Annotated in this window: 3 protein-coding genes; 2 read left to right on the forward strand and 1 reads right to left on the reverse strand. The window is 66.6% G+C overall.

Going from position 1 to position 1,964, the window contains the following annotated elements; all coding sequences use genetic code 11:
- The first annotated feature begins 172 nt into the window (after positions 1-172).
- Complete coding sequence (locus K9U40_RS22795; RefSeq protein WP_282892374.1) at positions 173-376, forward strand: DUF1737 domain-containing protein; 204 nt, start codon at positions 173-175, stop codon at positions 374-376.
- Between the two features lie 45 nt (positions 377-421).
- On the opposite strand, the gene K9U40_RS22800 is transcribed toward K9U40_RS22795, so the two are convergent.
- Positions 422-1,330 (reverse strand): cation diffusion facilitator family transporter, encoded by a 909-nt coding sequence (locus K9U40_RS22800; protein ID WP_282892375.1) that lies wholly within the window; start codon positions 1,328-1,330, stop codon positions 422-424.
- 170 nt (positions 1,331-1,500) lie between these two features.
- Here K9U40_RS22800 and K9U40_RS22805 point away from each other — a divergent pair.
- A partial coding sequence (locus tag K9U40_RS22805; RefSeq protein ID WP_282892376.1) for a MaoC family dehydratase occupies positions 1,501-1,964 on the forward strand: 464 nt, incomplete at its 3' end.

The raw sequence follows: 1,964 nt of genomic DNA on the forward strand, positions 1-1,964 counted from the left end.
CCTTCCCGCCCCGCGACCAGGAGGACCCCCGCCTCGTCGCCGAGGTGCGCGAGAAGACGAAAACCTTCCAGGACAAGCGCATCGCAGCTGCCCGGCGCGCCGCTGCGCGGCTCTGACCCCCGCAACGCCAACCCGTTCCGAAGCGACCCGCCCATCGGCCCAGGACAGACCCATGAAGCTCTACCGCTACCTGACCGGCCCCGACGATGCCGCCTTCTGTAAGCGCGTCTCCACCGCCCTCAACAAGGGCTGGCAGCTCCACGGCGCGCCGACCCTCACCTTCGACACGGTGCAGGGCCGCGTCATCTGCGGCCAGGCCATCGTGAAGGAGGTGGAGGGCGAGTGGTCCGACGACGTGGTGCTGTCCGAGCACTGACGCGCTTCAGCGCGCCGCGCCTTGTCTGGATAGGATGAGTGGGTGTCAGGCCGCCTCCGCCGACGGCGCATGGGCCGGGATGAGGACCACCGCCACGTCCACGTCGTCGCCTGCCTGCTTGAATTCCTGCCTCACCGCCTCGGTCAGCCGGGCGACGACGGCGCGCGTCTTCGCCACCGTCCAGTCGCCCTCGAAACCGAGGTGCAGCTCCACGAACATCTTGCCGCCGAACTGGCGGGTGCGGATGTCGCCCAGCTCGTCGAAATCGTCGAAATGGCTGGTGAGCACCTTGAGGATGCGCAGCTGGCCCGCCTCGTCGATGGCCTGATCGAGCAGCGAGGCCACCGAGTTCGAGAGCATGGCGAAGATGTTGTAGACCATGAAGCCGATGACGACGAACGACGCGGCCGGGTCGAGGTAATACATCCAGGTGACGTCGTTGAAGATCGACAGCACCACGGTGACGATGAACACCGAGCCCGAGGAGATGGCCGACACCAGGTGCACCCGCGCCTGCGCCGCCAGCACCGGAGAGCGCGTCTCATGGGCAAGGCGGGTGGCCTTGCGGTTCAAGATCCCGTTGCCGATCACCGCGGCGGCCGTCACGAAGAGGCCCAGCTCGGCCCCGCTCACCCCTTCCGGATGGATGATGCGCATGATGGCATTGGAGCCGGCGATGAAGACCAGCACCGTCTGCAAAAGGGCGATCATCAGCTCGGCGAGGTTTTCCAGCTTTCCGAGGCCGTAGGCATACTTGCCGGCATGGGCGTTGTGGGCGATCCGCAACACCAGCCAGCAGGCGGTCAGCGCCGTCAGGTCGAAGGAGGTGGCAAGCAGGTCGGTGAGGATCGCCGCCGAATTGGTGAGGGTGGCGGCAAGGATGTAGAAGGGAAACAGGCAGGCCGTGAAGATCATGGCCTGAAACGACAATTTCTGGCTCGCCGAACCCGACACCCCTGCCCCCTTTGTCGAATGGCGGCGCCGCCCGCAGCGCCTTACCCCCATGAGGACCATCGTGCGGTCGGCGTCAAGCCGCCGGGTCCGACCGGTACCGGCCGCGATCGGCTCGGCTGTTGCGTCGCACCGCTTCGCTCTGCAACATGACGGGATACTGGGGGATGAAGATGAGCAAGACGAACCGGGGCAACTTCTTCGAGGACTTCAGCGTCGGCCAGGTGATCCGCCACGCCACGCCACGCACCGTCACCACCGGCGACGTGAGCCTCTACAGCGCCCTCTACGGCACCCGCTTCGCCGTCCAGTCGGCCGACAGCTTTTCGCAGGCGGTTGGCTATCCGCGCGCGCCCATCGACGACCTGCTGGTCTTCCACGTGGTGTTCGGCAAGACGGTGCCGGACATCTCCCTCAATGCGGTGGCCAACCTGGGATATGCGGGCGGGCGCTTCCTCGCCCCGGTCTATCCCGGCGACACGCTGACGGCGGTGTCGGAGGTCATCGGCCTCAGGGAGAATTCCAACGGCCAGAGCGGCGTCGTCTATGTGCGCTCGGTGGGCTTCAACCAGGACGGCGTCGAGGTGCTGGACTATGTGCGCTGGGTGATGGTGCGCAAGGCCGACCCCTCCCGCCC

Source organism: Xanthobacter autotrophicus, from assembly GCF_030015065.1.
In the GTDB taxonomy this organism is placed as follows: Bacteria; Pseudomonadota; Alphaproteobacteria; order Rhizobiales; family Xanthobacteraceae; genus Xanthobacter; species Xanthobacter autotrophicus_D.